23 protein-coding genes are annotated in these 26,673 nt (G+C 60.5%); 20 read left to right on the forward strand and 3 right to left on the reverse strand.

Annotation, left to right across the window (positions count from 1 at the left end; all coding sequences use genetic code 11):
- Window positions 1–58 precede the first annotated feature (58 nt).
- The 3 genes from H097_RS08560 to phhA form a co-directional block, all read right to left on the reverse strand.
- Window positions 59–1,258 (reverse strand): amino acid aminotransferase, encoded by a 1,200-nt coding sequence (locus tag H097_RS08560; RefSeq protein WP_162237636.1) that lies wholly within the window; start codon window positions 1,256–1,258, stop codon window positions 59–61.
- Window positions 1,255–1,611 carry a 4a-hydroxytetrahydrobiopterin dehydratase gene (locus H097_RS08565; protein ID WP_017134918.1) on the reverse strand — a complete coding sequence of 119 codons (357 nt, stop codon included), beginning with the start codon at window positions 1,609–1,611 and terminating at the stop codon, window positions 1,255–1,257. The genes H097_RS08560 and H097_RS08565 overlap by 4 nt, the downstream gene beginning before the upstream one ends.
- A gap of 105 nt (window positions 1,612–1,716) precedes the next feature.
- Window positions 1,717–2,508 (reverse strand): phenylalanine 4-monooxygenase, encoded by a 792-nt coding sequence (gene phhA, locus H097_RS08570; protein ID WP_032858996.1) that lies wholly within the window; start codon window positions 2,506–2,508, stop codon window positions 1,717–1,719.
- Window positions 2,509–2,785: 277 nt separating this feature from the next.
- Between phhA and H097_RS08575 the strand changes: the two genes are divergently transcribed.
- The 20 genes from H097_RS08575 (at window position 2,786) to fliG (ending at window position 26,667) form a co-directional block, all read left to right on the forward strand.
- Window positions 2,786–4,348 carry a sigma-54-dependent phenylalanine hydroxylase transcriptional regulator PhhR gene (locus H097_RS08575; RefSeq protein WP_029292472.1) on the forward strand — a complete coding sequence of 521 codons (1,563 nt, stop codon included), beginning with the start codon at window positions 2,786–2,788 and terminating at the stop codon, window positions 4,346–4,348.
- A 282-nt stretch (window positions 4,349–4,630) separates the two neighbouring features.
- Window positions 4,631–5,371, forward strand: coding sequence for a flagellar basal body rod protein FlgF (locus tag H097_RS08580; protein WP_032859644.1), 741 nt, complete (start codon window positions 4,631–4,633; stop codon window positions 5,369–5,371).
- 67 nt (window positions 5,372–5,438) lie between these two features.
- Window positions 5,439–6,224 carry a flagellar basal-body rod protein FlgG gene (flgG, locus tag H097_RS08585; protein ID WP_032858999.1) on the forward strand — a complete coding sequence of 262 codons (786 nt, stop codon included), beginning with the start codon at window positions 5,439–5,441 and terminating at the stop codon, window positions 6,222–6,224.
- A 52-nt stretch (window positions 6,225–6,276) separates the two neighbouring features.
- Complete coding sequence (gene flgH, locus H097_RS08590; RefSeq protein ID WP_032859002.1) at window positions 6,277–6,972, forward strand: flagellar basal body L-ring protein FlgH; 696 nt, start codon at window positions 6,277–6,279, stop codon at window positions 6,970–6,972.
- Between the two features lie 27 nt (window positions 6,973–6,999).
- Complete coding sequence (locus tag H097_RS08595; RefSeq protein ID WP_029292480.1) at window positions 7,000–8,088, forward strand: flagellar basal body P-ring protein FlgI; 1,089 nt, start codon at window positions 7,000–7,002, stop codon at window positions 8,086–8,088.
- A gap of 10 nt (window positions 8,089–8,098) precedes the next feature.
- Window positions 8,099–9,355 carry a flagellar assembly peptidoglycan hydrolase FlgJ gene (gene flgJ, locus H097_RS08600; RefSeq protein ID WP_032859005.1) on the forward strand — a complete coding sequence of 419 codons (1,257 nt, stop codon included), beginning with the start codon at window positions 8,099–8,101 and terminating at the stop codon, window positions 9,353–9,355.
- A gap of 10 nt (window positions 9,356–9,365) precedes the next feature.
- Window positions 9,366–11,390, forward strand: coding sequence for a flagellar hook-associated protein FlgK (gene flgK, locus H097_RS08605; protein ID WP_032859008.1), 2,025 nt, complete (start codon window positions 9,366–9,368; stop codon window positions 11,388–11,390).
- 14 nt (window positions 11,391–11,404) lie between these two features.
- Window positions 11,405–13,024 (forward strand): flagellar hook-associated protein 3, encoded by a 1,620-nt coding sequence (locus tag H097_RS08610; RefSeq protein WP_032859010.1) that lies wholly within the window; start codon window positions 11,405–11,407, stop codon window positions 13,022–13,024.
- A gap of 268 nt (window positions 13,025–13,292) precedes the next feature.
- Window positions 13,293–14,222, forward strand: coding sequence for a ketoacyl-ACP synthase III (locus H097_RS08615; RefSeq protein ID WP_032859011.1), 930 nt, complete (start codon window positions 13,293–13,295; stop codon window positions 14,220–14,222).
- 377 nt (window positions 14,223–14,599) lie between these two features.
- A complete protein-coding gene (locus H097_RS08620; RefSeq protein ID WP_032859013.1) occupies window positions 14,600–16,339 on the forward strand; it encodes a flagellin in 1,740 nt (579 codons plus the stop codon).
- Between the two features lie 71 nt (window positions 16,340–16,410).
- On the forward strand, window positions 16,411–16,758 hold the full coding sequence (locus H097_RS08625; protein ID WP_032859016.1) for a flagellar protein FlaG: 348 nt from the start codon (window positions 16,411–16,413) through the stop codon (window positions 16,756–16,758).
- A gap of 83 nt (window positions 16,759–16,841) precedes the next feature.
- Window positions 16,842–18,206 carry a flagellar filament capping protein FliD gene (fliD, locus tag H097_RS08630; protein ID WP_032859018.1) on the forward strand — a complete coding sequence of 455 codons (1,365 nt, stop codon included), beginning with the start codon at window positions 16,842–16,844 and terminating at the stop codon, window positions 18,204–18,206.
- A 128-nt stretch (window positions 18,207–18,334) separates the two neighbouring features.
- A complete protein-coding gene (gene fliS, locus H097_RS08635) occupies window positions 18,335–18,724 on the forward strand; it encodes a flagellar export chaperone FliS (protein ID WP_029292498.1) in 390 nt (129 codons plus the stop codon).
- Window positions 18,725–18,749: 25 nt separating this feature from the next.
- Window positions 18,750–19,046 carry a flagellar protein FliT gene (gene fliT / locus H097_RS08640; protein ID WP_029292500.1) on the forward strand — a complete coding sequence of 99 codons (297 nt, stop codon included), beginning with the start codon at window positions 18,750–18,752 and terminating at the stop codon, window positions 19,044–19,046.
- Between the two features lie 173 nt (window positions 19,047–19,219).
- Window positions 19,220–20,695 carry a sigma-54 dependent transcriptional regulator gene (locus tag H097_RS08645; RefSeq protein ID WP_032859021.1) on the forward strand — a complete coding sequence of 492 codons (1,476 nt, stop codon included), beginning with the start codon at window positions 19,220–19,222 and terminating at the stop codon, window positions 20,693–20,695.
- 110 nt (window positions 20,696–20,805) lie between these two features.
- The gene (locus tag H097_RS08650) at window positions 20,806–22,017 is read left to right on the forward strand and encodes an ATP-binding protein (protein WP_032859024.1); all 1,212 of its coding nucleotides are present in this window, start codon (window positions 20,806–20,808) and stop codon (window positions 22,015–22,017) included.
- A 6-nt stretch (window positions 22,018–22,023) separates the two neighbouring features.
- A complete protein-coding gene (locus H097_RS08655) occupies window positions 22,024–23,403 on the forward strand; it encodes a sigma-54 dependent transcriptional regulator (RefSeq protein ID WP_032859026.1) in 1,380 nt (459 codons plus the stop codon).
- A 130-nt stretch (window positions 23,404–23,533) separates the two neighbouring features.
- Window positions 23,534–23,863 carry a flagellar hook-basal body complex protein FliE gene (fliE, locus tag H097_RS08660; protein ID WP_029292509.1) on the forward strand — a complete coding sequence of 110 codons (330 nt, stop codon included), beginning with the start codon at window positions 23,534–23,536 and terminating at the stop codon, window positions 23,861–23,863.
- Window positions 23,864–23,879: 16 nt separating this feature from the next.
- Window positions 23,880–25,655, forward strand: a complete 1,776-nt coding sequence (fliF, locus tag H097_RS08665; protein WP_032859033.1) for a flagellar basal-body MS-ring/collar protein FliF — start codon at window positions 23,880–23,882, stop codon at window positions 25,653–25,655.
- On the forward strand, window positions 25,648–26,667 hold the full coding sequence (gene fliG, locus H097_RS08670) for a flagellar motor switch protein FliG (protein ID WP_032859035.1): 1,020 nt from the start codon (window positions 25,648–25,650) through the stop codon (window positions 26,665–26,667). The genes fliF and fliG overlap by 8 nt, the downstream gene beginning before the upstream one ends.
- The last annotated feature ends 6 nt before the right edge of the window (window positions 26,668–26,673 follow it).

Below are 26,673 nucleotides of genomic sequence, written 5' to 3' on the forward strand. Positions count from 1 at the left end.
CCCAAGAAATTGGATTGGTGTCCAACTTCTTGGGGGCAGTCCATTTGATTCGGTTTCGTCAGTTGCGGCACACGTCTGCAATGGCCTCGGCCAGCAGCCCCAGGCGCGTCTCATCAATCCCGGCGACGTTGGCCCGCCCGGAGTTGACCATGTACACGCTGTGTTTTTCCCGCAGCTGTTTCACCTGTTCGGCGCTGAGGCCGGTGTAGGAAAACATCCCGCGCTGCACGCCGACATGGGCAAAACGCTCGGCCAATCCATGGGGCACCAGCGCTTCTACCAACCCCGAACGCAACTGCGCGATGCGCGAGCGCATGCCTTCGACTTCTGCGCTCCAGAGCTGTTTGAGCTCGGCGTCACCCAAGATGGTGGCGACTACCGCCGCACCATGGTCCGGTGGGGTCGACCACAGGTTACGCGCGATAAACGCCAGTTGGCTGCGCACATCCAGCAGTTTCTCGGCATCGTGGGCGCAGACAATCAGCGAGCCTACGCGGTCGCTGTACAAGCCAAAGTTCTTCGAGCAAGAGCTGGTGATCAGTACTTCGGGCAGCTCATCGGCAAACAAGCGCACGGCCCACGCGTCCTGCTCCAGGCCGTCGCCAAAGCCCTGGTAGGCGAAATCGATCAGCGGCAGCAGTTGGCGCTCGCGTACGATCTGCAGCACTTGGCGCCAGTCATCCTGGGACAGGTCGAAACCGGTAGGGTTGTGGCAGCAGGCGTGCAGCAGCACCACGTCACCCTCGGGCACGGTGGCCAGGGTGGCGAGCATGGCTGGCACGTCCAGGCGGTTGTCACTGCCCACGTATGGGTAGTGGCTGACCTTGAGCCCGGCCTTGGCGAAGATGGTTTCGTGGATCGGCCACGTCGGGTTGCTCAACCACACGCCACGGCCGGGCAGGCTGTGGGCGATAAAGTCGGCGCTCAGGCGCAGGGCGCCGGTGCCGCCAGGGGTTTGCGTGGCGCCAGCGCGTTGTGCCTTGAGCAGCGCGGAGCCGGCGCCCAGCACCAGTTCACTGATCAGTCGGCCGAAAGCCGGGTCGCCATGGCCACCGATGTAAGTCTTGGTGGTTTGCTGGTCGACCAGGCGCTGTTCGGCGCGTTTCACCGCCTGCAGGATCGGGGTCAGGCCCTGGGCATCTTTATAGACACCCACGCCGAGGTCGAATTTTTGCGGGTTGGTGTCCTTGGCGTAGGACTCCATCAGCCCGAGGATCGGATCCCCAGGCACCCGGCCAATCGCGGCGAAATGCATCACTTGCGGCCCTCGGCATCCTTGGCCACTTCGTCGGTGCGTGCGGCCATGATGAAGTCGTTGCGGTGCAGGCCCTTGATGGAGTGGCTCCACCAGGTCACGGTGACTTTGCCCCATTCGGTCAGCAGGCCCGGATGGTGGCCTTCGGCCTCGGAGATCTCGCCCATGGCGTTGGTAAAGGCCAGGGCGAATTTGAAGTTCTTGAACAGGAATACTTTTTCCAGCTGCATCACGCCGTCGCGCACTTCGATGTTCCAGTCGGGGATCTGCTTGATCAACACCGGCAGTTCTTCGTCGCTGACTTGTGGGGCGTCGGCGCGGCAGGCTTCGCAATGGGCTTGGTTCAAGGTGGTCATAAAGGTGTTCCTGAAATCGAGTATGTGGAATTCGGTTGCCAGTGGCGTCACCCTAAAGCAACGCGCGGCCAGGGAACAGACTCACCTGGCCTTTAAAGTGGCAGTTCAAGCCGCCTTGGGCTTTGGGGGAAACTTCGGCGCGTGCAACCCCAGCTGCATGCCGCGCTCGACCATGCCCATGATGTCTTCCTGCGCCACTTCGAACAGGCGCTTGAGGTTGGGCAGGGCGAAATACAGCGGCTGCAGGATGTCGATGCGATACGGCGTGCGCATCGCTTCCAGCGGGTCGAAGGCTTGGTGCTCGGGCTCGTCCGACAGGCAGTACACCGTCTCCTTGGGCGAAGACAGAATGCCGCCACCGTAGATGCGCCGGCCTTGCGGCGTGTCCACCAGGCCGAACTCAATGGTCATCCAGTACAGGCGCGCCAGGTACACCCGTTGCTCCTTGGTGGCCGCGAGGCCGAGCTTGCCGTAGGTGTGGGTGAATTCGGCGAACCAGGGGTTGGTCAGCAGTGGGCAGTGGCCGAAGATCTCGTGGAAAATATCCGGTTCTTGCAGGTAATCCAGTTCTTCGCGGGTACGAATAAAGGTCGCCACCGGAAACTGCTTGTTGGCCAGCAATTCAAAGAAAGTCTGGAAGGGAATCAGCGCCGGCACCCGCGCCACTTGCCAGCCGGTGGTCTCGGCCAGCACTTTGTTGATCTCCGCCAGTTGCGGAATACGGTCATGGGGCAGGCCGAGCTTGTCGATGCCGTCCAGGTATTCCTGGCAGGCGCGACCCTCGATCACTTTCAGCTGGCGAGTGATCAGGGTGTTCCACACCGCATGTTCTTCGGGCGGGTAGTGGATAAAACCTTGCGCATCGGGCTCGCGGGCCACGTATTGCGTCTGCTTCATACGGCTCTCCTGCTAGGCATTCGTTCTTGTTATGTCCTGCTATGGGCTTATTGATACTCCGCCTGGCCATGGATTCCACCTGCCTCCAAGGGAAGGCCGTAGGAAAAATCGGCGATTTTCGTAAAGTATTCGTTACGGTTTTGCCGTTGCGCACGCTGCATTGCGATTTGTCGGTTTGAAAAGGTCGGTACCTGTCACATAATCTTGACGACTATCTGCGTCTGGCGACAAAAAGACGCAGCCCGATCAGCCCTCCTACAACAAACCGGGCCTTTACATGCGTATCAAAGTGCATTGCCAGAACCGCATCGGCATCCTGCGAGACATCCTCAACCTGCTGGTGGAGTACGGCGTCAACGTCGCCAAGGGCGAGGTCGGTGGCGAGCACGGCAATGCCATTTACCTGTATTGCCCGAATCTGGTGAACATGCAGTTCCAGGCCCTTCGCCCGCAATTCGAGGCGATTGCCGGGGTATTTGGCGTCAAGCGGGTAGGGCTGATGCCCAGCGAGCGTCGGCATATGGAACTCAACGCCTTGCTGGGTGCGTTGGAATTCCCTGTGTTGTCCATCGACATGGGCGGCTCGATTGTCGCGGCCAACCGGGCGGCGGCGCAGCTGCTCGGGGTGCGCGTGGATGAAGTGCCGGGCATTCCTTTGTCGCGCTACGCCGAGGACTTCGACCTGCCGGAACTGGTGCGCGCGAGCAAGTCGCGGATCAATGGCTTGCGGGTCAAGGTCAAGGGCGATGTATTCCTGGCCGATATCGCGCCGTTGCAATCTTCCGAGCATGACGACAGCGAAGCCATGGCTGGCGCCGTGTTGACCTTGCACCGCGCCGACCGCGTCGGCGAGCGTATCTACAATGTGCGCAAGCAGGAACTGCGCGGTTTCGACAGCATTTTCCAAAGCTCCAAAGTGATGGCGGCGGTGGTACGTGAAGCCCGGCGCATGGCGCCCCTCGATGCGCCGCTGTTAATAGAAGGTGAAACCGGCACCGGCAAGGAACTGCTGGCGCGCGCCTGTCACCTGGCCAGCCCGCGTGGGCAGTCGCCGTTGATGGCGCTCAATTGCGCAGGTTTACCGGAGTCGATGGCCGAGACCGAACTGTTCGGCTACGGCCCCGGTGCGTTTGAAGGGGCGCGTGCAGAAGGTAAGCTCGGGCTGTTGGAGCTGACGGCGGGCGGTACGTTGTTTCTCGATGGCGTGGGCGAAATGAGCGCGCGGTTGCAGGTGAAGTTGCTGCGCTTTCTGCAGGACGGCTGCTTCCGCCGTGTAGGCAGCGATGAAGAGGTTTACCTGGATGTGCGGGTGATCTGCGCGACCCAGGTGGACTTGTCGGAGCTGTGTGCCCGCGGGGAGTTTCGCCAGGACCTGTATCACCGGCTCAATGTGTTGTCGTTGCATATCCCGCCGCTGCGCGAATGCCTCGACGGTTTGCCGCCGCTGGTCGAACACTTTATCGACCAGGCCAGCCGCTTGATTGGCTGCCCATTGCCCAAGCTGGCACCGGCGGCCATGGAGCGCCTCAGTCACTACCATTGGCCGGGCAATGTGCGGCAGTTGGAGAACGTGCTGTTCCAGGCGGTTTCGCTGTGTGAGGGCGGCACGATCAAGGCCGAGCATATTCGCTTGCCGGACTATGGCGTGCGCCAACCGCTTGGCGATTTTTCCCTAGAGGGCGGCCTGGAGGAGATTGTCGGGCGGTTTGAGAAAGCGGTGCTGGAAAGCTTGTATGCCGAGCATCCCAGCAGTCGCTTGCTGGGCAAGCGTTTGGGGGTTTCCCACACCACCATCGCCAATAAACTGCGCGATTACGCAGTGCTCAAGGCCGACAAATAACCCGCTGACACAACGGGATTAAAAATGTGGGAGCGGCGGTGCGACGATTCGACTTGCTCGCTCCCACAATGGATCTGTGTCCATGCCAGGGCCGGTGCTTGCCGCAAGCGGCAGAACTCCGCCGTTTTCCGACTCTCCCCCATCCGCGCAGCAATGCGCAATACCGCCCAACCCCTTGCCCCTCCTGCCTTTCCCCGACTTTTAAAAAGTTGGTGCGCAAATTGCTAAAGACTCCTCAGTACATCGGTGGGCGGCAAACGTCCGTCAGTAAGAGGAATGAGCGTGGACAAGTACCTTTATGTGGCAATGACCGGCGCCAGCCAGAACGCACTGGCGCAGAAGGCTCATGCCAACAATCTGGCGAACATTTCCACCAACGGTTTTCAGCGTGACCTGGAACAGGCCCGCTCGATGCCGGTGTTTGGTGACAGCTTTCCGGCGCGGGCGTTTGCCCTGACCGAGCGGCCGGGCACTGATTTTTCCCCTGGCTCGATGGTCGAGACCGGTCGTGACCTGGACGTTGCCGTCGGCGGCGATGGCTGGATCGCGGTACAGACCCCCGATGGTGGCGAAGCCTACGTGCGCACCGCCAGCATGAATATCGATGCGCTCGGCGTACTGCGGGCCGGCAACGGCATGCCGATCATGGGCAATGGCGGGCCGATTTCCGTGCCGCCCGAGCAGAAGGTCGAAGTCGGCGAAGACGGCACCATCAGCATCCGCGCCATGGGCGAAGGCCCGCGGGTGATGGCTGAAGTGGACCGCATCAAGCTGGTCAAGCCGGACCTGGCCAACATGGTCAAAGGCCTGGACGGCGCGATCCACACCAAGGACGGCCAGCCAGCAGTGGCCGATGCCAGCGTCAAGGTGAATTCGGGCTTTTTGCAGTCGAGCAACGTCAATGCCGTCGAAGAAATGACCGCGGTGCTGGCCCTGTCCAAGCAGTTCGAATTGCACGTGAAAATGATGAACAGCGCCAAAGAAGACGACCAGGCCATGACCCGCGTCATGCAGATGAGCTGATTGCAGCGCCACTGAATACCAATTTCGTAACGCGGCGCCAACAAACAGGCGCACGAAGGAGAACAGCATGCTTCCGGCTCTATGGGTTGCCAAAACCGGTCTGTCCGCCCAGGACACCAACCTGACCGTCATCTCCAACAACCTGGCGAACGTTTCGACCACGGGCTTCAAACGTGATCGCGCCGAGTTCCAGGACCTGCTCTATCAGATCAAGCGCCAGCCGGGTGCGCAGTCGACCCAGGACAGCGAATTGCCGTCGGGCCTGCAAGTGGGTACCGGTGTGTCCATCGTCGGCACCCAGAAGAACTTCACCGCCGGCAACCTGCAGCAGACCGGGCAGCCGCTGGACATGGCGATCAATGGCCGTGGTTTCTTCCAGATCCTGCAACCGGATGGCACTACCTCCTACACCCGTGACGGTACTTTCCACCTGGACTCCAACGGCCAGGTCGTGACCGCCAATGGCTTTGCCCTGGAGCCGGCGATTGTCGTGCCCAACGATGCCCAGACCTTCACGGTCGGCGCCGACGGCACCGTGTCCATCACCATCGCCGGCAACCCGGCGTCGCAAGTGATCGGCAACCTGCAGACCGCTGACTTCATCAACCCGGCCGGCCTGCAAGCCACCGGCAACAACCTGTTCCTGGAAACCGCCGCCAGCGGCGCGCCGCAAGTCGGCACCCCGGGCCTCAACGGGTTTGGCACCACCCTGCAAAGCACCCTGGAAACCTCCAACGTCAGCACGGTGGAAGAGATGGTCAACATGATCACCACCCAGCGCGCCTACGAGATGAACTCCAAGGTGATTTCCACCGCCGACCAGATGCTTTCGTTCGTTACGCAGAATCTGTAATTCAGTCTATGGGGCGCTCGCAAGGCGCCTGCAACACCGTGAGGTAAGGGTCATGAGTCGCTTTGTTTCTGTTCTGGCATTGAGTGGGATTGCCGTGCTCGCGGGCTGCGTTGCCCCGACGCCAAAACCCAATGACCCGTACTACGCGCCGGTGTTGCCGCGCACGCCGCTGCCTGCTGCCGCCAACAACGGTTCGATCTACCAGGCCGGTTTTGAACAGAACCTGTACAGCGACCGCAAGGCGTTCCGGGTCGGGGACATCATCACCATCACCCTGAACGAGCGCACCACGGCGAGCAAGAACGCCAACTCCCAGGTGGCCAAGAACAGCAAGACCGGCATCGGCCTGACCTCGCTGTTTGGCGGAGGCTTGAACACCAACAACCCGCTGGGCAGCGGTGACTTGAGCCTGGACGTCGGCTACAGCGGCGACCGCGCCACCAACGGCAGCAGCAAGGCCGGGCAGGGCAACAGCCTGGTCGGTTCGATCACCGTGACCGTCGCCGATGTATTGCCTAACGGCATCATTGCCGTACGCGGCGAGAAGTGGATGACCCTCAACACCGGCGATGAGCTGGTGCGCATTGCCGGCATGGTGCGGGCAGACGATATCGCCACCGACAACACCGTGCCGTCCACGCGGATCGCCGATGCACGCATTACCTATTCGGGTACGGGTTCGTTTGCCGACGCCAGTCAGCCGGGCTGGTTCGACCGTTTCTTCCTTAGCCCGCTGTTCCCTTTCTAGGTGATCACTTTGAACCTTAAACAGCTGATGGCAGCGGTGTTGTTGCTCTCCTTGAGCGTCGCTGCCCAGGCCGAACGCCTGAAGGACATCGCCAGTATTTCCGGGGTGCGCACCAACCAGTTGATCGGTTACGGCCTGGTGGTGGGCCTCAACGGTACGGGCGACCAGACCACCCAGACCCCGTTCACCCTGCAGACCTTCAACAACATGCTCTCGCAGTTCGGGATCAAGGTGCCGCCGGGTTCGGGCAACGTGCAGTTGAAAAACGTCGCGGCGGTGTCGATCAGTGCCGACCTGCCGGCGTTCTCCAAGCCCGGGCAAGTGGTGGACATCACCGTATCGTCGATTGGCAACTCGAAAAGCCTGCGTGGCGGCACCTTGCTGATGACGCCGCTCAAAGGTATCGACGGCAACGTCTACGCCATCGCCCAGGGCAACCTGGTGGTGGGCGGGTTTGATGCTGAAGGTCGCGACGGTTCGAAGATCACCGTCAACGTGCCATCGGCCGGGCGGATTCCCGGCGGCGCCACGGTGGAACGCACCGTGCCCAGCGGGTTCAACCAGGGCAACAGCCTGACCCTGAACCTCAACCGTTCGGACTTCACCACCGCCAAGCGCGTGGTCGACAAGATCAACGACATGCTCGGCCCTGGCGTGGCCCAGGCCATCGACGGCGGCTCGATCCGCGTGACCGCGCCGCTGGACCCAAGCCAGCGTGTGGATTACCTGTCGATCCTGGAAAACCTTGAGGTCGATCCGGGCCAGGCGGTGGCCAAGGTCATCATCAACTCGCGTACCGGCACCATCGTGATCGGGCAGAACGTCAAGGTGTCGCCAGCGGCCGTGACCCACGGCAGCCTGACCGTGACCATTACCGAAGACCCGATTGTCAGCCAGCCTGGGGCGTTCTCCAACGGCGAAACCGCCGTGGTCCCACGCTCGCGGGTCAACGCCCAGCAAGAAGCCAAGCCGATGTTCAAGTTCGGCCCCGGTACCACCCTGGATGAAATCGTGCGAGCGGTGAACCAGGTGGGCGCGGCGCCCGGCGACTTGATGGCGATCCTCGAAGCCCTGAAACAGGCCGGCGCCTTGCAAGCCGACCTGATCGTGATTTGAGGCCGTAGTCATGGACATGCGCAAGAGCGGTATCGCCAGCACGGCAGACTCGGGTTCCTACTCCGACCTCAACCGGCTTAACCAGCTCAAGTTCGGCGACAAGAACAGCGAAGGCAATATGCGCAAAGTGGCGCAGGAGTTCGAGTCGCTGTTTCTCAGCGAGATGCTCAAATCCATGCGCTCGGCCACCGATGCCCTGGGCAAGGACAACCCGCTGAATACCCCAGCGGCCAAGCAGTATCAGGAAATGTACGACCAGCAACTGGCGGTCTCGCTGTCCCGCGAGGGCGGCGGTATCGGCCTGGCGGACGTGTTGCTGCGCCAGATGCAAAAGAACAAGCCAGTGGAAGGGCAGGCCTCGACGTTGCAGGGCCCGGACGCAGTTGAGAAAAAAGTCGACGTGCCGACACCAATTGCCGCCGGCACCCAGGCCGATGGCCCGCTGGGTCGCGCCAATGGCCAGCGCGCGCTGTGGGCGGCGCGGGTTGAGGTGGCGCCACGGGCCGATGATGGCACCCTGCGCAATGATATGACGCTGATGAATCAGCGGCGCATCGCGTTGCCGAGCAAGCTTACCGATCGCCTGTTGGCCGGCATCGTGCCGGGCGTCGAGGCGACGGGGGCTGCCAAGGCCGCGCCATTGCGCAACAGCGCCGCCGAAGATGGTGTGATCAACGGCGCGGCGCGCACCTTTGCCGCCCGCGATTCGCGCATGCAGATTTACGGCCGCGCCGTGGCCCAGCCACCGCTGGCACCGGCGAAAAAAGCCTTCGGTTCGCAAGATGAGTTTGTCGCCACCATGCTGCCAATGGCCAAGCAGGCGGCCGAGCGCATCGGCATCGACCCACGCTACCTGGTGGCCCAGGCCGCCCTGGAAACCGGCTGGGGCAAATCGGTGATGCGCCAGCAAGACGGCAGCAGCAGCCACAACCTGTTTGGCATCAAGGCCGGCCAAAGCTGGCAGGGGGCCCAGGCGCGCGCGATTACCAGCGAGTTTCGCAATGGCGAGATGGTCAAGGAAACGGCGCAGTTCCGTTCCTACGACTCTTACCAGGACAGCTTCCACGACCTCGTGACCTTGTTGCAAAGCAATGAAAGATATCAAGAAGTGCTGAAGTCGGCCGATAACCCGGAACAGTTTGTACGCGAGTTGCAAAAAGCCGGTTATGCAACGGATCCGGACTACGCCAGCAAGATTTCGCAGATCGCCAAAACCATGAACAGCTACCAACACTACGCTGCCGCTGGCGCATCCACTCATTTATAAGGTTTGAACCATGGGTTTGCTCAATATCGGGATGTCAGGACTCAATGCGGCTCAAGGATCGCTTTCGACCCTGAGTAACAACATTGCCAACGCCAAGACCCCTGGATACTCGCGCCAGCAGACTACGCAGACGGCCAACGGCATGTCCGGCGTCGGCGGTGTGTTCATCGGCAGCGGCACCACGCTGTCGGACGTGCGCCGGGTGTATAACCAGTTTCTTGACACCCAGTTGCAGACCACCACGTCGCTGAACTTCGACGCCAAGGCTTATCTGGACCAGATCGGTTCGGTGGACAAGCTCTTGTCCGACAAGTCCACCGGGGTCGGCGCAGCCTTGAACAGCTTCTTCGCCGCGTTGCAGACGTCTTCGGCAAACCCTAGCGATAACTCCGCGCGCCAACTGGTATTGACCATTGCCCAGACCCTGGGCAACCGCTTCAACTCGATTGCGAGCGAACTGAACAAGCAGAAAGAAGGCATCAACAGCCAACTGGAGACCATCACCGGCCAGGTCAACCAGTTGACCGCCTCGATTGCCTCCCTCAACCAGCAGATCTCCCAGGCCAAGGGCCAGGGCAACGGCGAGCCGGCGAACCTGCTGGACGCGCGCAACGAAGCCGTGCGCTCGCTCAATGAGCTGGTGGGGGTCAAGGTCACTGAGTCGGACGGCCACTTCAATGTGTCCCTGGGCACTGGCCAGACCCTGGTGGCGGACGGCGTGTCGAACAAACTGTCGGCGGTGCCGAGTAAGGATGACAAGAGCCAGTACTCGGTGGTGTTGACCACTGGCGGGCAACCGATGGACGTCAGCTCGGTGGTCAGCGGTGGCTCCATCGGCGGCTTGCTGCGTTATCGCCAGGAGGTGTTGATGCCGGCTATCAACGACCTGGGGCGTACCGCCATGGTCGTTGGTGAAGCGATCAACACCCAGCTGGGGCAGGGTCTGGACGCCAATGGGCAGTTCGGCGCCGCGCTGTTCAATGACATCAACAGCGTGTTTGCCATTGGCCAGCGCAGTGTTGGCGGCTCCAGCAACAGTGCGAACTCCGGCAACCTGAATGTCACGATCAAAGACACCAGCAAACTGAGCACCTTTGACTACAAGGTGACCTTCAGCGACGACAAGATGTACACCGTGCTGCGTTCGGACGGTAAGTCCATGGGCACCTTCGACATCACCCAGACACCGCCGGAAATCGACGGCTTTACCCTGGTCCTTGATGGTAAAGGGCCGGTGGCTGCTGGCGATACGTTCAAGGTCAGCCCGACTGCCGGTGGCGCGATGGACCTCAAGGTGGTGATGACCGACCCCAACAAACTGGCGTTTTCCGCGCCATTGCTGGCCGAGGGCAACAAGAACAACAGTGGTACCGGCGTGTTCACTCCGCCGACCCTGACCTTGCCCCTGGACATCCATGGCGGTGCCGACACCGCGCAGTTGGAAGCGGCAATCAAGAGTTCGATGCCGGTCAAGATGACCTTCGCCAAGCCCGCTGCCGATGGCACCCAGAGCTATGTGATCAATAACGCCCAGGGCCAGCCGATTGGCACCGGCACCATCGTGCCGGGCCAGGACAATAAACTGACGATCAAGGTGCCGTACGTCGACGCCAATGGCGACCCACAGACGTTCGGGGTCGACACGGTGATCCGTGGCGAACCGAAAGCCGATGACAGCTTCAGCGTGTCGTTCAACGCTGGCGGCAAACTGGATAACCGCAACGCCCTGCAATTGCTCGACCTGCAAACCCGCAAGACCGTGGGCGCGACCGATGGCAACGCCGGCGTGAGCATGAGCACCGCGTACAGCCAGTTGGTGTCGACCGTCGGCGGCAAGGCCAGCCAGGCCAACGTCGACAACAGCGCGACCGGGGCCATGCTGGCGGCCGCCACGTCCAATCGCAGCTCCGTGTCCCAGGTCAACCTGGACGAGGAGGCCGGCGACATGATCCGTTTCCAGCAGTACTACACCGCGTCGTCGCAGATCATTAAAGCTGCGCAAGAAACCTTCAGCACGCTGATCAACAGTCTTTAAGGGAGTTTGAGACGATGCGAATCTCGACCGAACAGTATTTCAATACCACGACTGCGCGTTATACCAACAACTTCTCCAACGTCACCAAGACGCAGCAGCAGATCGACTCCGGCGTGCGTATCCAGACCGCAGCAGATGATCCGGTGGGCGCGGCGCGTTTGCTGCTGCTGCAACAGCAGCAGGATATGTTGGGGCAGTACGCGGGCAATATCAGCAGCATGAAGAACTCGCTTAATAGCGAGGAAAGCGTACTTGCCAGTATCGACACCGCCCTGGCGCGCGCGGGTGAGCTGTCGCTCAAGGTGGCGGGCAAGGGCGGTGGCGGTATCAGCGATGACGACCGCAAGGCCGTTGCCGCCGAGATTGGTGAAATCGAGAAACAGGTCCTGAGCCTGCTTAACAGCAAGGATTCGTCCGGCCATTACCTGTTTTCCGGTGGCAAGAGCGATACACCGCCCTATGCGCGCAACAGCGACGGGACCTACAGCTATCAGGGGGATGAGACGCCCTTGAGCCTGAAGGTTTCCGACACCTTGTCGATGGTGGTCAATGACACCGGAAAATCGATCCTGGAAGGTACGGTCAATGCCGGTCGTACTCAGGCCACCGGTTCGGTCAACGATGGCAAGGTGCTGGTTTCGGGCGGGATCGTTACCTCGCCCTCGACCTATGACAGCAGTTTCACCGACGGTCAGCCGTACAAGCTGACCTTTATCAGCAGCACCGAATACACCGTAACGGACGGGGCGGGTAACGACATCACAGCGCAAACGCCCGGCAACGGCAAGTTCGATGCGACCAAGGAAGGCAGTGCTTCGGTCACCGTGCGCGGCGTGACGTTTGATGTCGACCAGAACCTGGGGGGGGCCAAGCCCGGCGCCGAGGCTGATGCGATCTACAAGGATCGTGAATTCACCCTGCAAAGCAAACCGGACAGCTTCAGTATCTCGCGCACGCCGAGCAACCAGTCATCGGCACAGTTGTCGGGCGGCACGGTCACCAGCCAGGCGGACTACAGCAGCACCTTCCCGAACAAAGGTGCGGTGATCAAATTTACCTCGACCACAGAGTACGAGGTGTATGCCCAGCCGATCACCGCCGATAGCAAACCGGTTTCCAACGGCACTGTGGTGCCTGGCACGCCAGCCCAGCCGGGGCCACCGCCTGTTCCCGCAACGCCAGACAGCATCACGGCCGCTGGGGTTAAGTTCGACATCACCGGCGCCCCAGGCATCGGTGACCAGTTCGCCGTGGGCTCCAATACCCACAAGACGCAAAATGCGCTGGATACCCTCAGCCAATTGCGCCAGGCCCTGGAAACCCCGTCCGACGGTGACCCGATTGCCCAGGCCAAGCTGACCGATGTGGTCAACGCAGCCATTACCAACATCAAGGCCTCCCAGGCCCAGGTCGATGGCGTGCGCGGCTCCATTGGCGCGCGGATGAACTCGCTGTCGATCCAGGAAACGGAGAACACCAGCATGGTGCTGGCCAACAAGTCGACCACTGCGGCTATTGGCGACACCGATGTGGCCACAGCCTCGATTGACCTGGCGTTCCAGAAGGCAATGCTGGAGGCCTCGCAGCTGGCCTTTGTGAAAATCTCCCAGTTGAGCCTGTTCAGCCGCATGTAAACGGCCCGGCAAGACCTGACGGCCCACCCTGGAAACAGGGTGGGCCGTTGTCGTTTCTGGCGCAGGCTTTTAAACAAAGCGCACAAAAATGAGTGACCTATGAGTCATAAAGCGCATCTTCACTGTATCGTGTGAAAAGGCCAGACCGCTTTCCAGGCGCTGGCTTCGGTAGTTTCGGCGGGTTTTTGCGGGGTTATCCCCTTTATTGTCAGCGCTCCTGAAGGGTTTTCAGGGGTGTTCTCCAGCTATTTTGTATTGGGAAGCCACAATGATTGGCATAAAAAGCATCGCCAGCTACGTGCCGGCAGAAGGGCTGGACAACTACGCCCAGGGTGCCAAATTCGCCAAGGATGAAGAGTTCATCATTGGCAAGATCGGCTCGGCATTCCTGCCGCGCAAGGATGCAGGCCAGGAAACCTCGGATTTGTGTGTCGAGGCGGTCAACGCCTTGTTTGCCAACAACCCCGAGCTCAAGCGTGAGTCGATTGACGCGCTGATCGTCGTGACCCAGAACGGCGACGAAGAAGGGCTGCCGCACACCGCAGCCATCGTCCAGGACAAACTGGGCCTGCCGACCCACGTCGCGGCCTTCGATATCTCCCTGGGTTGCTCCGGCTACGTCTACGGCATCTACGCGATGAAAGGCTTCATGGAAGCCGCCGGCCTGAAAAACGGCCTGCTGGTGACCGCCGACCCGTACTCGAAGATCGTTGACCCGGAAGACCGCAACACCACCATGCTCTTCGGCGACGCCGCCACCGCCACCTGGATGGGCGAAGACGCCCCCTGGCAGCTGGGCAAGGCCAAGTTCGGTACCGACGGCTCCGGCGCGCCGCATTTGAAGGTCAGCGACGGCGTGTTCTTCATGAACGGTCGCCAGGTCTTCAACTTCGCGTTGCTTAAAGTGCCGGCGCATTTGCACGAACTGCTCAATGAGTCGGACCTGAAGGCCGACGATATTGACGCGTTCTGCATCCACCAGGGCAGTGCGGCGATTGTCGACGCCGTGGCCCGGCGTTTTGAAGATGCGCCGGTGGAGAAATTCATCAAGGACATGGTCGAGACCGGCAACACCGTGTCGTCGAGCATTCCGCTGCTGCTGGAAAAGCACGTGATGGACGCCGAGTGGAAGCGCGTGGCCCTCAGTGGGTTTGGTGTTGGCCTGTCGTGGGGTTCGGCGATTATCTATCGGCCGTGATGCGCTGATAGGCTGCACAAAAAGCGCCCGGGATCGAAAGATCCCGGGCGTTTTTTTGTGCACATCATGGTAGGAGCGAGCTTGCTCGCGAAAAACGTTAACGATAACGCGGGCATTCAGAATGCACGCGGCGCCCTCAGGTTCTTCGCGAGCAAGCTCGCTCCTACAGGGAGGATGTCCTTAACCCGTGATTGCTGGCATTTCGCGCTTCTATAAGGTCTTGAAATACAAGGGGTGGCACAGGGCTAGTAAAAAAATTCAAAAAAATCCTCAAGCAACCTGCTTTCACGACGATAACTATTACGAAGGTTCTCTAGGCCACACCCGGCGGTTGCCAGGGCCGGAAGCCGCAGTATCCAACTCACGAGGATTTCGTCATGGCAATGTCCGTAAACACCAACATTACTTCCCTGGGCGTCCAGAAGAACCTGAACAAAGCATCCGACGCTTTGAGCCAGTCGATGAACCGTCTGTCTTCCGGCCTGAAAATCAACAGCGCCAAAGACGACGCCGCTGGCATGCAGATCGCCAACCGTCTGAACAACCAGGTCAAAGGCCTGAACGTTGCAATCTCCAACGCCAACAACGGCGTGTCGATTGCCCAGACTGCTGAAGGCGCGATGCAAGAATCCACCAACACCCTGCAGCGTCTGCGTGAACTCGCCCTGCAAGCGGCGAACGGTGATAAAAGCGACGCTGACCGTGTTTCCCTGCAACAAGAATTCACCGCTAAAGTCGGCGAGCTGAACCGTATTGCCAGCACCACCACCTTCGGTGGTCGTAACCTGCTGGACGGTTCGTTCAGCAACGTAGCGTTCCAGATCGGCGCCAACGCCAACGAAACTATCTCGTTCGGTATGACCGATGTCAGTTCTACCGCGCTGAAAGGCAACTACAGCGAAGCCACCGTTAACAGCACGGCATTGACCGGTCTGGCCGCTACTACTACTGGCTCGGTAGTTGGTGATAAAGCCACTGCAACGGGTACTGCTGCTGTCGGCACTACTGTGGCTACTGATAGCATCAAAATCAATGGTACAACGATCAATCTGGTTGCTGCCCTTCCTGCTGACAAGGGCGCTGCTGCAGTTGATGCTATCAACAAGCAGACAAGCGTCACCGGTGTTACTGCAAGTGCCGACGCCAACGGCGTTTTGACACTTAGCTCTACCAAAGCCATCACGATTGCAGCGGGTGATGTTGCAGCTGCCATCCCTGGCCCACCTCCTGTCGCCGCTAAAACCGATGGCTTGGCTAACCTCAATCTGGCTGCTGCACCTAGCATTGCCCCTACCAGCAATCTGACCGCTGACGGTTCGATCACTGTGAACGGTGCTGCGGTAACTTGGGCGAAAGGCGATGCCATGTCGACCGTTCTCACCAAGCTCACCAATGCTGCTGGCGGCGCTGCAACTGGTGCTTCCGCTACCTTCACCGATGGTCGTCTCAAGCTGACCTCGGGTAACGGTGCTGACATTAAGCTGGCTAACACTAATAGCGGTTCGCTGTCGCAACTGGGTCTGTCTGCCGGTACCACCCAAGCCAAATTGACCGACGATACCTCTATCTCTGTCAACGGCGTAGAAGTCAAGTTCAAGAAAGGCGACACCTCTGACGCAGTTGTAGCTTCGATCAACAGCGCCAGCACCGGTGTACAGGCCAGCAAAAACGCTGACGGTACTCTGAACCTGTTTGCAGACAAAGACATCACCATCAAGGACGGTAGTGCAGGTACAGGCCTGAAAGCTCTGGGCCTGACGACTGTTGCTGCTGACGGTACCAAAACCGCAGTGACTATGGAAACCAGCGTTTCCGACCTGAGCATCCTGTCTGCCGCTTCTTCCCAGCAAGCCATCCAGGCCCTGGAAGACGCCATGCAGCAGATCGACAGCCAGCGTTCGCAGCTGGGTGCGGTGCAAAACCGTTTCGCCAGCACCGTGGCCAACCTGCAGAGCATTTCGCAGAACTCCTCGGCTGCCAAAGGCCGCGTAGAAGACGCTGACTTCGCTTCCGAAGCCGCTGAACTGACCAAGCAACAAACCCTGCAACAGGCTTCCACTGCGATCCTGTCCCAGGCCAACCAACTGCCATCCGCTGTACTGAAGCTGCTTCAGTAATATCGGCTAGCGGTTAATCAACGGGGGGGTGCTAACGTGCCCTTCCGTTTTTTCAGTTTGGAGGTGATGACATGGACATGAGCATCAAGCTGAACGCGTCTTACCCGGCTGCTACCACCCAGGCTCCTGGTGCTGTGACGACACAGGCCAAACCGCCTGTCGCGCAGACCGATAGCGAGCCCGCCGAGGAACCACAGCGCGTGGCACTGGAAAAAGCTGTCACCGATATGCGTGAGTTTGTGCAGGCTTCACAGCGCAACCTGGATTTTTCCATCGATGACTCCACCGGCAAAGTGGTGGTCAAGGTGATCGCTACCGATAGCGGCGAAGTGATTCGACAAATTCCATCGGAGACTGCGTTGAAACTGGCGCAGAACCTGAGCGATGCCAGCAGCCTGTTGTTTGATACAAAGGCTTGAGTTGGCACGAAACATGTTTCTGATTGCTGCTTGGGCGTTCGTACGCCAAAAAAGCGGCAACCGCAGGACAAGGAGAGTAGCAAATGGCTAGTTCAACGATTTCCGGCCCAGGTTCGGGCTACGACACCCAAGCGATCGTCAAGGCGTTGGTGGGGGCCGAAAGGGCGCCCAAAGACGCGCAGATCACTGCCCAGCAGAAAGACGCCACCGTCAAGCTGTCGGCCGTGGGCTCTGTGAAAACGGCGCTGGAAGCCTACCAGGCGGCAATCACCAAGTTGAACAACCAGGCCGCCTTCAATGGCCTGGCGGCCACGACCTCCGAAGAAAAGAACGCCAAGGTCACCCTGGGTGATGGCGCAGCCCCCGGCAAGTACATCCTCAAGGTCGATAATCTGGCGACCTCGTCGAAGGTCTCCAGCAAAGTTATCGAAGGTGGTGCCTCGGGCAAAGCCAACGCCAGCGATGAAACCCAAACGCTGACGATTACCCAGTCGGGTAAAAGCTACGATGTATTGGTGCCGGGTGGCGCGACCTTGCAGGAGGTTCGCGAATCCATCAATACCCAGCTCTCGGCCCAGGGTATCAGCGCCAACGTACTGAGCGACTCCAACGGCGGGCGTCTGGTACTGACCTCCAATACCAGTGGTAAAGACACTGACATTACCTTGAGTGGTAATTCGGAGCTGGCGGTCGGTTATGACAAGGGTACGGCGCCGGTGAACGCCAAATACTCCATCGACGGCATTGAGATGGAGTCCACCAGCAACAAGATCACTTCCGCGATCAGCGGCGTGACCCTGGAGCTGCTGGATGGCGACCTGACCAAGAAGGTCACGCTGACTGTAGCCAGCAACACCGACACCCTGAAGACCTCGGTGCAGTCGTTCGTCACCGCCTATAACACGTTGATGACCGCCATCAACACCCAGACCAAGGTCACCGCCACCGGCGATGCCTCGACCACCACCGCTGGCGCCCTGACTGGCGATGCGTCGATGCGCCAGTTGGTCTCCAGCCTGCGTTCCGAGCTGGTCAACGGCAAGGGTGCGGGCAGCATGACCAGCCTGGCCCAGATGGGTATCACCACTGACCAGAAAACCGGTTTGCTGAGCCTGGAAGACAAGGCGTGGGACAAGGCTGTGGTCAAGGGCGCAGGGGATATCGCCAAGTTGTTCACCGGCGATACCGGTTTGATCACGCGGATGAACAAGGCGACCAGCAGCTACGTCGGCTCCTCCGGCACCTTGGCGACCCGTGCGACGGATCTCAACACCAAGCTGACCGACCTGACCACCGAGAAGGCTGATCTGGATCGGCGCATGGAAGCGCTGCAAAAATCCCTGTCGGCCAAGTACACCGCCATGGACACCATGATCGCGCAGATCAACGCCAGCAGCTCCAGTATCCTGACCACCCTCAACTCGCTGAACAATCCTAAGTCGAACTGATGGATGGTGCGCCCGCAGGCCCTGAAAAAGGGCCCGGGCACCGGGTAAGGGATTAAAGTTTTTCTCGGCACAGTCGAAAAACTGGTTAAGCAAATCTATTCGACTGTGGCCTGTAACGAGGTAGCAACATGAACCCAATGAGAGCCCTTCGCCAATACCAGAAGGTCAATTCCCACGCCCAGATCTCCGAAGCCAGCCCGCACCGTCTGGTGCAGATGCTGATGGAAGGCGGTCTCGATCGCATGGCCCAGGCCAAGGGCGCATTGAGCCGTGGCGATATTGCCCAGAAGGGCCTGATGCTGGGCAAGGCGATTGAGATCATCTCCGGTCTGCGCGATGGCCTGGAGCCGGAAAAAGCCGAGGATCCAGCGGCGGTGCAACAACTCGATGCGTTGTACGAGTACATGAGTAACCGTCTGGTTGAGGCCAATGGCGTCAACGATGCCGACATGATCGACGAAGTCGCGCGTTTGCTGATTACCGTCAAAAGTGGCTGGGATGCCATCGCGCCACAATAAGGCCGCCGGCCTTGAGGAACACAGCATGAGCCACGCACTGCAACGGATTGACGAAACCCGCGACGCCTTGATCGGCGCGCTGGCAGAACGCAATTGGGATGCTATCGGCGAATTGGACATGGGCTGCCGTGCCTGCATCGACGAGGTGCTCAGTGAAGCGCCGGTGGACGAGGGCGCGCTGCGCGAGAAGCTGGAGAGCCTGTTGGTGGTCTACCAGCAGCTGCTTGAGGTGACGACCGGCGAGCGTCAGGCGATTTTTGAAGAGATGTCGCAGATCAACCAAGCGAAAAATGCGTCAAAGGTTTACCATCTGTTCGGCTGATCTGGCTCAGTTAATCCGAACATAGCGCGTCATAAATTTGACTGTGCAGTCTTTTTTGACTTAACTAGTGCTATTTTCAGACGTCAGATGGCCGTAGCGCAGAAAATGCCTACAGCAATCTAGATTGCCCCGATTCGAGGGCATTAGAGTTTTACTAGGGAAGTTGCTATTGCATGTGGCGTGAAACCAAAATTCTGCTAATCGATGACGATAGCGTTCGCCGCCGCGACCTGGCGGTGATTTTGAATTTTCTTGGCGAAGAAAATTTGCCCTGCGGCAGCCACGATTGGCAGCAGGCGGTCAGCTCTTTGTCATCGAGCCGTGAAGTCATCTGTGTGCTGATCGGGACGGTAAACGCTCCTGGCGCAGTTCTAGGCCTGTTAAAGACACTCTCAACCTGGGATGAGTTCCTTCCCGTGTTGCTAATGGGCGATATTTCTTCCGTGGACTTGCCGGAAGACCAGCGCCGCCGAGTGCTTTCCACCCTGGAAATGCCCCCCAGCTACAGCAAATTGCTCGACTCCCTGCACCGTGCCCAGGTCTATCGCGAGATGTACGACCAGGCCCGCGAGCGTGGCCGTCACCGCGAACCCAACCTGTTCCGCAGCCTGGTCGGCACCAGCCGTGCGATCCAGCACGTGCGCCAGATGATGCAGCAAGTGGCCGATACCGACGCCAGCGTGCTGATCCTCGGCGAGTCCGGCACCGGCAAGGAAGTGGTCGCGCGTAACCTGCATTACCATTCCAAGCGCCGTGACGGACCTTTCGTGCCGGTCAACTGCGGGGCAATCCCTGCAGAGCTGCTCGAAAGCGAATTGTTCGGCCACGAGAAGGGCGCCTTTACCGGGGCGATCACCAGCCGTGCCGGGCGTTTTGAGCTGGCCAATGGCGGCACCCTGTTCCTCGACGAAATCGGCGATATGCCGCTGCCGATGCAGGTCAAGCTGCTGCGTGTGTTGCAGGAGCGTACCTTCGAGCGTGTGGGCAGCAACAAGACCCAGAGCGTCGACGTGCGCATCATCGCGGCCACGCACAAGAACCTCGAAAGCATGATCGAGGTCGGCAGCTTCCGCGAAGACCTGTACTACCGCCTCAACGTATTCCCTATCGAGATGGCTCCGCTGCGCGAGCGTGTGGAAGACATCCCGTTGCTGATGAACGAACTGATTTCGCGCATGGAACACGAAAAGCGCGGCTCGATCCGTTTCAACTCTGCCGCGATCATGTCCCTGTGCCGCCACGGCTGGCCGGGCAACGTACGCGAGCTGGCCAACCTGGTGGAGCGCATGGCGATCATGCATCCGTACGGGGTGATCGGCGTGGTCGAGTTGCCGAAGAAATTCCGCTACGTCGACGACGAAGACGAGCAATTGGTGGACAGCCTGCGCAGCGATCTGGAAGAGCGCGTGGCGATCAACGGCCACACCCCGGACTTCGGTGCCAACGCCATGTTGCCGCCCGAAGGCCTGGACTTGAAGGACTACCTCGGCAGCCTGGAACAAGGGCTGATCCAGCAGGCGCTGGACGACGCCAATGGCATCGTTGCCCGCGCCGCCGAGCGCCTGCGCATCCGCCGCACCACGCTGGTGGAGAAGATGCGCAAGTACGGCATGAGCCGTCGTGAAGGGGATGAACAGGCGGAGGATTGACGCCTGTTTTCCAAGCCGCTGATTAATCAGCGGTTTTTTTTCGGCACGGGTATTGCTACAGCACTCGCAACGTTCCGTTTAACTGACGGTCAGCCAAGCGAGAGAGCACGATGCCCCACGCCGCCCAACTTTCTTCAGTCCCCGACACCCAGGGACTTGTCCCGTCCGTAGAGCAGATCAGCCGGCAAGGGCTTGAGCAGGCGTTTTCGCTGTTCAGCCAGATGTCCAGCCAGTTGACTGACTCCTACAGCCTGCTGGAAGCCCGGGTTTCGGAGCTCAAGGGCGAGTTGGCGGTGGTCAGTGCCCAGCGCATGGAAGAGCTGGCCGAGAAAGAACGCCTGGCCAACCGTCTGCAAAACCTGCTCGACCTGCTGCCCGGTGGCGTGATCGTGATTGACGACCAGGGCCGCGTGCGCGAAGCCAACCCCGCGGCCTGCGACCTGCTGGGCCTGCCGCTGGAAGGCGAGCTGTGGCGCCATGTCATCACCCGCTGCTTTGCCCCTCGTGAAGACGACGGCCATGAAATCTCCCTCAAGGATGGGCGCCGCCTGTCCATCGCCACTCGCTCCCTGGACGCTGAGCCCGGCCAACTGGTGCTGCTCAACGACCTGACAGAAACCCGTCACCTGCAGGACCAATTGGCGCGCCATGAACGCCTGTCGTCCCTGGGGCGGATGGTCGCTTCTCTGGCCCATCAGATTCGTACGCCGTTGTCGGCCGCGTTGATCTACGCCAGTCATTTGACTGATGAGCAATTGCCGGCCGCCACCCATCAGCGTTTCGCCGGGCGCCTCAAGGAGCGCCTGCATGAGCTGGAGCACCAGGTGCGCGACATGCTGGTGTTCGCCCGGGGCGAGTTGCCGCTGACTGATCGCGTCACGCCCGCTGCCTTGATGCAGTCGTTGCAGGCCGCCGCCGCCACCCATGTCCAGGAAGCCTCGGTGCGCTGGCAGTGCGACAGCCACTGGGGCGAGTTGCTGTGCAATCGCGACACCCTGGTGGGCGCGCTGCTCAACCTGATCGAAAATGCCAGCCAGGCCAGCGGCCCGGCAGCGCGCCTCAAAGTGCACTTGTACAGCCGCGAGCAAACCCTGCGCCTGTGCATTAGCGACAGCGGTAGCGGGATTGATCCGCTGGTGTTGCAGCGCCTGGGTGAACCCTTCTTTACCACCAAAACCAACGGGACCGGCCTGGGGCTGACCGTGGTCAAGGCAGTGGCCCGTGCGCATCAGGGAGAATTGCAGTTGCGTTCCCGTGTGGGGCGCGGCACCTGTGCATTGATAACGCTGCCGCTGTTTTCAGGCGCGGCAAGCGCGGAGTAAGGATAAATGGCTATCAAGGTTTTACTGGTTGAAGACGATCGCGCCCTGCGTGAAGCACTGGCTGACACGCTGTTGTTGGCGGGCCATGACTATCGGGCGGTCGGTTCGGCCGAGGAAGCCTTGGAGGCGGTGGAGCAAGAGTCCTTCAGCCTGGTGGTCAGCGACGTCAACATGCCCGGCATGGACGGCCACCAGTTGCTCGGCCTGTTGCGTGCACGCCAGCCGCAATTGCCGGTGCTGTTGATGACCGCTCACGGCGCGGTAGAGCGCGCGGTCGATGCCATGCGCCAGGGCGCGGCAGACTATCTGGTCAAGCCATTCGAGCCCAAGGCCCTGATCGAACTGGTGGCGCGTCACGCCCTGGGGGTGATCGGTGCTGCAGACGGCGAGGGCCCGATTGCCTTCGAGCCGGCCAGTACGCAATTGCTGGAGCTGGCGGCCAAGGTCGCCCGCAGCGACTCCACGGTGCTGATCTCCGGTGAGTCCGGCACCGGCAAGGAAGTGCTGGCGCGCTACATCCACCAGCAATCCCACCGGGCCAGCCAGCCGTTTATCGCGATCAACTGTGCGGCGATCCCCGACAACATGCTTGAAGCGACCTTGTTCGGTCATGAAAAAGGCTCCTTCACCGGCGCCATCGCGGCCCAGGCCGGCAAGTTTGAACAGGCCGACGGCGGCACCATCCTGCTCGACGAAATCTCGGAAATGCCCCTGGGCCTGCAAGCCAAGTTGCTGCGCGTGTTGCAAGAACGCGAAGTGGAGCGGGTGGGTGCGCGTAAGCCGATCCAGCTGGATATCCGCGTGGTCGCCACCACCAACCGTGACCTCGCCGGCGAAGTGGCGGCAGGGCGCTTTCGTGAAGATTTGTTCTACCGGCTCTCGGTTTTCCCATTGGCCTGGCGCCCGCTGCGTGAACGCCCGGCGGATATCGTGCCGCTGGCCGAGCGCCTGTTGAACAAGCACGTCAATAAAATGAAGCACGCCCAGGCGCGCCTGTCGGCCGAGGCCAAGGCTTGCCTGATCAGCTACCCATGGCCCGGTAACGTGCGCGAGCTGGACAACGCGATCCAGCGCGCGCTGATTTTGCAGCAAGGCGGCCTGATCCAGCCCCAGGACTTCTGCCTGGCCATCGGCGTGGGCGCTGCGCCCATGCCGAGCCTGGTTCCGGCGCCGGCTGAAAGCGTTCCGGCAGAAGCAGCCGGTGGCCTGGGGGACGACCTGCGCCGCCGCGAATTCCAGATGATCATCGACACCCTGCGCGCCGAGCGCGGCCGCCGCAAAGAGGCTGCCGAGCGCCTGGGCATCAGCCCACGCACCTTGCGCTACAAGCTGGCGCAAATGCGCGATGCCGGAATGGATGTGGAAGCGTTCCTTTTCGCCAGCTGAGATACACATCAGCTGACAAGGTTTGTCGGCTTTTCTTACAAGTTGCCATGGAGCTGGCACCCTTGTTGCACCACCCGTACTAACCGCTGCGTAGTGTCAAAAAATTGCGGGTCGTCGGAGAGAGAAGTTCATGAGCCAAGGTGTTGAGTTCAATCGGTTGATGTTGGATATGCGATCCATGCAAATGGACGCCATGTCCCAGCCGAAATCCGTCGTGCAAGCGCCGGAATTGGGCCAAAGCAGCTTTGCCGATATGCTCGGCCAAGCCATCAACAAAGTCAGCGATACCCAGCAGGCATCCAGCCAGCTGTCGACCGCCTTCGAAATCGGCAAGAGTGGCGTGGACCTCACCGACGTGATGATCGCCTCGCAAAAGGCCAGCGTTTCCTTCCAGGCCCTGACCCAAGTGCGTAACAAGCTGGTTCAGGCTTATCAAGACATCATGCAGATGCCGGTTTAAGGACGAGATTTAAGTCATGGCAGAAGCAGTCGTGGATAACGTACCCGCCAAGACAGACGGCAAGCCGCCGCTGTTTGGCCTGTCGTTCCTGGAAAACCTCTCCGAAATGACCATGTTGCGTCAGGTAGGCCTGATGGTCGGCCTGGCTGCCAGCGTGGCGATTGGTTTTGCCGTGGTGTTGTGGTCCCAGCAACCCGATTACCGGCCGCTCTATGGCAGCCTGGCGGGGATGGATGCCAAGCAGGTCATGGAAACCCTGGCCGCCTCCGATATCGCCTACACCGTGGAGCCCAACTCCGGTGCCTTGCTGGTCAAGGCCGACGACGTGGCCCGTGCCCGCCTGAAGCTGGCCGGTGCAGGTGTGGCACCGACCGATGGCAACATCGGTTTTGAGATTCTCGATAAAGACCAGGGCCTGGGCACCAGCCAGTTCATGGAAGCCACCCGCTACCGTCGCGGCCTGGAAGGCGAGCTGGCACGCACCATCGCCAGCCTGAACAACGTCAAGGGCGCCCGTGTGCACCTGGCGATCCCGAAAAGCTCGGTGTTTGTGCGTGATGAGCGCAAGCCCAGCGCTTCGGTATTGGTCGAGTTGTTTGCTGGCCGCTCCCTGGAGCCGGGCCAGGTCCTGGCCATCGTCAATCTGGTGGCGACCAGTGTTCCCGAGCTGAGCAAGTCACAGATCACCGTGGTCGACCAGAAGGGCAACCTGCTCTCCGACCAGGCGGAAAACTCCGCGCTGACCATGGCCGGCAAGCAGTTCGACTACAGCCGTCGCATGGAAAGCATGCTCACCCAGCGTGTGCACAACATCCTGCAACCGGTGTTGGGCAATGACCGCTACAAGGCTGAAGTGTCCGCCGACGTGGACTTCAGCGCCGTCGAATCGACCTCCGAGCAGTTCAACCCGGACCAGCCGGCCCTGCGCAGCGAACAATCGACCAGCGAACAACGCACCGCCGCCAATGGTCCTCCGCAAGGTGTGCCCGGTGCCCTGAGCAATCAGCCGCCAGCCCCGGCCAGTGCCCCGCAAACCACCGGCGGCGCCGCCACCGCTGCTGCCGCGATCCAGCCCGGCCAGCCACTGTTGGACGCCAATGGCCAGCAGATCATGGACCCGGCCACCGGCCAACCGATGCTCGCGCCGTACCCGGCCGACAAGCGTTCGCAATCGACCAAGAACTTCGAACTGGACCGCTCCATCAGCCACACCAAGCAACAGCAAGGGCGCTTGAACCGCCTATCGGTGTCGGTGGTGGTGGATGACCAGGTCAAGATCAACGCCGCCAACGGCGAAACCACCCGTGCGCCGTGGACCGCCGATGAATTGGCGCGCTTCACCCGCCTGGTGCAGGACGCCGTGGGCTTCGATGCCAGCCGTGGCGACAGTGTCAGCGTGATCAACATGCCGTTCTCCCAGGAGCGCGGTGAGGTGATCGCCGATATTGCGTTCTACTCTCAACCCTGGTTCTGGGACATCGTCAAGCAAGTGCTGGGGGTGTTGTTCATCCTGGTGCTGGTGTTTGGCGTGCTGCGCCCTGTGCTCAACAACATCACCGGCCACGGCAAGAAGCAGTTGGCACCGTTCGGTGATGTCGAGTTGGGTGGCATGGGCGGCCTGGATGGCGAACTGGCCAACGACCGCGTCAGCCTTGGCGGCCCGCAGAGCATTCTGCTGCCAAGCCCGAGCGAAGGGTATGACGCGCAGTTGAATGCAATCAAAAGTCTGGTGGCAGAAGACCCGGGTCGTGTGGCCCAGGTCGTGAAAGAGTGGATCAACGCAGATGAGTGATAATCGAGCCTCTGTTGCCAAGCTGACCAAGGTCGACAAAGCCGCCGTGCTGTTGCTGTCCCTGGGTGAGACCGACGCGGCCCAAGTGCTGCGCCATATGGGCCCCAAGGAAGTGCAACGGGTTGGCGTGGCGATGGCGCAGATGCGCAACGTGCACCGCGAGCAGGTCGAGCAGGTGATGAGCGAGTTCGTCGAAATCGTCGGCGACCAGACCAGCCTGGGCGTCGGCTCCGACAGCTACATCCGCAAGATGCTCACCTCGGCCCTGGGCGAAGACAAGGCCAATGGCCTGATCGACCGTATCCTGCTGGGCGGCAACACCAGCGGCCTCGACAGCCTCAAGTGGATGGAGCCGCGCGCGGTGGCGGACGTGATCCGTTACGAGCACCCGCAGATCCAGGCGATTGTCGTGGCTTATCTGGACCCGGACCAGGCCGGCGAAGTGCTTGGCCATTTCGACCACAAGGTGCGCCTGGACATCATCCTGCGCGTCTCGTCGTTGAACACCGTGCAGCCAGCGGCCTTGAAAGAGTTGAACACGATCCTGGAGAAGCAGTTCTCCGGCAACTCCAACGCAGCACGCACCACCCTGGGCGGTATCAAGCGTGCGGCCGATATCATGAACTTCCTCGACAGCTCGGTCGAAGGCCAGTTGATGGACTCGATCCGCGAAATCGACGATACCTTGTCGGTGCAGATCGAAGACCTGATGTTCGTGTTCAACAACCTGTCCGATGTCGACGACCGGGGCATCCAGGCGTTGCTGCGCGAAGTCTCCTCCGATGTGCTGGTGCTGGCCCTCAAGGGCTCGGACGAGGGCGTCAAGGAAAAGATCTTCAAGAACATGTCCAAGCGCGCCTCCGAACTGTTGCGCGACGACCTCGAAGCCAAGGGCCCGGTGCGCGTCAGCGACGTGGAAACCGCACAGAAAGAAATCCTCACCATTGCCCGCCGTATGGCCGAAGCCGGAGAAATCGTTCTCGGCGGGAAGGGCGGCGAAGAAATGATCTAAGGCGCC

Origin of the sequence: Pseudomonas sp. FH4 (genome assembly GCF_000510915.2) — a bacterium.
GTDB lineage: Bacteria > Pseudomonadota > Gammaproteobacteria > Pseudomonadales > Pseudomonadaceae > Aquipseudomonas > Aquipseudomonas brenneri.

What these genes read in the sequence shown, in the direction of transcription:
- fliF (WP_032859033.1), top strand. Translation starts at nt 23,880, where the DNA reads ATGGCAGAAGCAGTCGTGGATAACGTACCCGCCAAGACAGACGGCAAG.
- H097_RS08650 (WP_032859024.1), top strand. Translation starts at nt 20,806, where the DNA reads ATGCCCCACGCCGCCCAACTTTCTTCAGTCCCCGACACCCAGGGACTT.
- fliE (WP_029292509.1), top strand. Translation starts at nt 23,534, where the DNA reads ATGAGCCAAGGTGTTGAGTTCAATCGGTTGATGTTGGATATGCGATCC.
- phhA (WP_032858996.1), bottom strand. Translation starts at nt 2,508, where the DNA reads ATGAAGCAGACGCAATACGTGGCCCGCGAGCCCGATGCGCAAGGTTTT.
- H097_RS08575 (WP_029292472.1), top strand. Translation starts at nt 2,786, where the DNA reads ATGCGTATCAAAGTGCATTGCCAGAACCGCATCGGCATCCTGCGAGAC.
- fliG (WP_032859035.1), top strand. Translation starts at nt 25,648, where the DNA reads ATGAGTGATAATCGAGCCTCTGTTGCCAAGCTGACCAAGGTCGACAAA.
- H097_RS08620 (WP_032859013.1), top strand. Translation starts at nt 14,600, where the DNA reads ATGGCAATGTCCGTAAACACCAACATTACTTCCCTGGGCGTCCAGAAG.
- H097_RS08655 (WP_032859026.1), top strand. Translation starts at nt 22,024, where the DNA reads ATGGCTATCAAGGTTTTACTGGTTGAAGACGATCGCGCCCTGCGTGAA.
- H097_RS08595 (WP_029292480.1), top strand. Translation starts at nt 7,000, where the DNA reads ATGGCAGCGGTGTTGTTGCTCTCCTTGAGCGTCGCTGCCCAGGCCGAA.
- fliS (WP_029292498.1), top strand. Translation starts at nt 18,335, where the DNA reads ATGAACCCAATGAGAGCCCTTCGCCAATACCAGAAGGTCAATTCCCAC.
- H097_RS08615 (WP_032859011.1), top strand. Translation starts at nt 13,293, where the DNA reads ATGATTGGCATAAAAAGCATCGCCAGCTACGTGCCGGCAGAAGGGCTG.
- flgG (WP_032858999.1), top strand. Translation starts at nt 5,439, where the DNA reads ATGCTTCCGGCTCTATGGGTTGCCAAAACCGGTCTGTCCGCCCAGGAC.
- fliT (WP_029292500.1), top strand. Translation starts at nt 18,750, where the DNA reads ATGAGCCACGCACTGCAACGGATTGACGAAACCCGCGACGCCTTGATC.
- H097_RS08645 (WP_032859021.1), top strand. Translation starts at nt 19,220, where the DNA reads ATGTGGCGTGAAACCAAAATTCTGCTAATCGATGACGATAGCGTTCGC.
- H097_RS08565 (WP_017134918.1), bottom strand. Translation starts at nt 1,611, where the DNA reads ATGACCACCTTGAACCAAGCCCATTGCGAAGCCTGCCGCGCCGACGCC.
- flgK (WP_032859008.1), top strand. Translation starts at nt 9,366, where the DNA reads ATGGGTTTGCTCAATATCGGGATGTCAGGACTCAATGCGGCTCAAGGA.
- flgH (WP_032859002.1), top strand. Translation starts at nt 6,277, where the DNA reads ATGAGTCGCTTTGTTTCTGTTCTGGCATTGAGTGGGATTGCCGTGCTC.
- H097_RS08625 (WP_032859016.1), top strand. Translation starts at nt 16,411, where the DNA reads ATGGACATGAGCATCAAGCTGAACGCGTCTTACCCGGCTGCTACCACC.
- flgJ (WP_032859005.1), top strand. Translation starts at nt 8,099, where the DNA reads ATGGACATGCGCAAGAGCGGTATCGCCAGCACGGCAGACTCGGGTTCC.
- H097_RS08610 (WP_032859010.1), top strand. Translation starts at nt 11,405, where the DNA reads ATGCGAATCTCGACCGAACAGTATTTCAATACCACGACTGCGCGTTAT.
- fliD (WP_032859018.1), top strand. Translation starts at nt 16,842, where the DNA reads ATGGCTAGTTCAACGATTTCCGGCCCAGGTTCGGGCTACGACACCCAA.